Source organism: Mesorhizobium sp. M7A.F.Ca.CA.002.05.1.1 (assembly GCF_003998335.1).
GTDB lineage: Bacteria > Pseudomonadota > Alphaproteobacteria > Rhizobiales > Rhizobiaceae > Mesorhizobium.
Genome location: NZ_RZQI01000798.1, coordinates 1 through 2,768, shown reverse-complemented (window position 1 = coordinate 2,768; position 2,768 = coordinate 1). Strand labels below are relative to the sequence as shown.

The following is a 2,768-nucleotide window of genomic DNA, read 5'->3' as shown; positions in this document are numbered from 1 at the left end:
GTGCTCGATCCGTTGCGGGTTGCAGCCATCGTGTCGACATCGTCGGGAACGGCCAGGCCGATGCCGGCAACCCGGCTGCGCGCCTCGACCGGCAGGCTGGTCATGGCTTGCCTGATCGCGCCGAACAGATCGCTGCTTTGCGGAAAGGGATTGGCTTCATCCGCCGGCAATTGCGTGTGGAAGCGCACGGTGCCGATGAAATCGATGAGCGCGATGTCGATCCTGCGGCGGCTGAAGCCGACGCCAACCGCATAGGCGCCCTCCGGATTGAGTGAAAGCGGGATGGTGGGCGGCCCGACGCGGCCGCGCTGCGCCTCGCCTTGCGAGACCAGGCCTTCCTGCTCGAGCGAACGGACGATGACCGAGGCCGTCTGCGCCGACAGGCCGGTCTTTTCGCCGATTTCCATCCGCGAAATGCCCTCGTTCTGAAGCAGCAGCGACAGCACCAGCCGCTCATTATAGCTGCGCACGCTCAACGCATTCAGCCCGCTCGCACGATCGGCGATGCGCAATGGATTGGGTGGTGCGAACCTCATGTCAGGCAAGGGTCGCCCCGTCGGTAAGAGCGCGCTGCCTCGCGGCGGTATGGTTGCTCATGTCGAGCGGCTCCAGCCGATGGCGTCGACCGCGCGGGCAAGTGCGGTGCCCAGCAATCTGTGCGCCTCGGCATCGATGTGAAAGCCGTCCGCTTCGCTGCACGAGACCACCGAGCCGGCATCGAAAAAGTGGAGTTCGAGCGAGTCCGCCAGAACCTCGAACTCGAGCGCGAGCAGGCGCGATTTCTCCGGCGCACCGGCGAAGATGGACTTCCATTCCTTGACGTCGTCCTGCATCGGCGGCGGGGCCACGATCATGATCTCGGGCGTCGAGCCGCCTGGCCCAGGCGCCAGCTCCTTGATGTCGTAGACGAGGCAGCCGATCCCCATCGCCACTTCCGACGGCGGCTTGTTGAAGCGGATCTTCAAATCGTTAGTGCCGAGCATGATGATGACGAGGTCGAGCGTCGCATGGCTCTGCAGGCAGGGGCGAAGATAGGTTCTGCCGTTTTTGTGGGCGCCCTCGATCGGGTCGTCGTGGACGGTGGTGCGGCCGCTCAATCCTTCCTCGATGACATACCAGTCGGGGCCTAGCTGAGAACGCAATATCCCCGGCCAGCGTTCACCCGGCCCATAGCGCTCGAGCGGCCCCCTGCCGGGGATCTGGCCGTGCGTGTTGGAGTCGCCGTAGCACAAGACTGATCGCATGTTTTTCCCGCCGGGACTGACAGCGCGCCGAAGCCGGCGAGCGCCAATCATGATGGATAGAGGAGCGATGAAAGGCAAGCAAGGGAATAGTCATTCAACATGACTAACTATTGACAGGGCGAATCCGCTGTGCTTCTAAAGTGCCCGGAGGAGTTCTCGACCGTCATCATCGTCCAGCAGGAATTGGGCTTCGGCACGCATGTGTTCGGGGGCGGGAGAATTGCGTGCATCGGTCGGTTTGCGACAACGAGCATGCATTGGGAGAGCGTCTCATGGCCGTACGCATTCGTACGGCCGGCCATACGAATTCGTAGGCCGGGGCAACCACAAGGAGGAGAGTTTAATGTTAGGATTGCTGAAAACCGTCGGCCTGGGGATGCTCGTTGCGTCCACGCTTGCCGTGACGTCGCTGGCGCATGCGGAAGACATCAAGCTGATGGACGGCGTGGCGCCGCGCCCCGACGACACGCGCATGACCGCGGCCGGTGCGTTCAAGAAGGACCCGCCCTGGGTCATCGGCATGAGCGACTTCGGCGTCAACGCCAACACCTGGACAGTACAGGTGGCGCATGAGGCGGAGAACGCCGCGGCCAAGGACAAGCGCATCTCGAAATTCATCCTGCTCGATGCCGGCTTCGACCAGAAAAAGCAGGTGGCCGACATCGAGGACCTGATCGCGCAGCATGTCGACGCGATCATCGTTCAGCCGGTGACCAGCACATCGGCCAATGCCAGCATCGCCAAGGCGGTCGCCGCCGGCATCCCGGTCATCCTTCACACCGGCCGCATCGATTCCGACGCCTACACCACCGAAATCCAGGGCGGCGCCGAGCATTTCGGCAAGGTGATGGGCGACTGGCTGGTCAAGACCGTCGGCGACAACGGCAAGATCTGGGTCCTGCGTGGCCTGGCCGGCCATCCGGAAGACACCAACCGCTACAACGGCTTACTGGAATCACTTAAAGGCACGCATGTGCAGATCATCGCCGAGGAGCATGGTGACTGGCAGTACGACAAGGCCAAGAAGCTGTGCGAGACGCTTTATCTGAACAACCCACAGGTTGACGGCATCTGGTCGTCCGGCGCTGACATGACGCGCGCCTGCGTCGATGTCTTCAAGCAGTTCGGCACGCCCGTTCCGCCGATTTCGGGCGAGGGCAACAATGGCTATTTCGGCCAGTGGATCACGGACGGGTTCAAGTCGATCTCGCCGGAATACAGCCCCGCCCAAGGTGCGGCCGGCGTGCGCGCCGCCGTTGCCCTTCTGGAAGGCAATCAGCTCTACAAACGCTATGTCTATAATCCCGACGGATGGGACCAGGACAAGGCCAAAAAATACTATCGCGACGACCTCACCGCCAATGTCTGGTGGCCGAGCGAACTGCCAGAAGACAAGCTCAAGGAATATTACGGCAAGAAGTGACGGCGCCGTGGCTGGCGGGGAGTGGACAAGCATTCCCCGCAGGCCATTCCATCTGTCGAATCCGGTTCGTTCGAGGGTTTCGTGACCAATCTTATCGAGAT

At 62.2% G+C, this 2,768-nt stretch carries 3 protein-coding genes; 1 reads left to right on the top strand and 2 read right to left on the bottom strand.

The window, feature by feature from the left end; genetic code table 11:
• Together EN939_RS28610 and EN939_RS28605 are read right to left on the bottom strand one after the other, a co-directional pair.
• A partial coding sequence (locus EN939_RS28610; RefSeq protein ID WP_127271058.1) for a MarR family transcriptional regulator occupies positions 1 to 536 on the bottom strand: 536 nt, incomplete at its 3' end.
• Between the two features lie 57 nt (positions 537 to 593).
• Positions 594 to 1,244 carry an SGNH/GDSL hydrolase family protein gene (locus EN939_RS28605; RefSeq protein ID WP_023809404.1) on the bottom strand — a complete coding sequence of 217 codons (651 nt, stop codon included), beginning with the start codon at positions 1,242 to 1,244 and terminating at the stop codon, positions 594 to 596.
• Between the two features lie 343 nt (positions 1,245 to 1,587).
• Between EN939_RS28605 and EN939_RS28600 the strand changes: the two genes are divergently transcribed.
• Entirely contained in the window at positions 1,588 to 2,667 is a 1,080-nt protein-coding gene (locus tag EN939_RS28600) for a substrate-binding domain-containing protein (protein ID WP_127271056.1), read from the top strand.
• Positions 2,668 to 2,768 lie beyond the last annotated feature (101 nt).

What these genes read in the sequence shown, in the direction of transcription:
- EN939_RS28600 (WP_127271056.1), top strand. Translation starts at nt 1,588, where the DNA reads ATGTTAGGATTGCTGAAAACCGTCGGCCTGGGGATGCTCGTTGCGTCC.
- EN939_RS28605 (WP_023809404.1), bottom strand. Translation starts at nt 1,244, where the DNA reads ATGCGATCAGTCTTGTGCTACGGCGACTCCAACACGCACGGCCAGATC.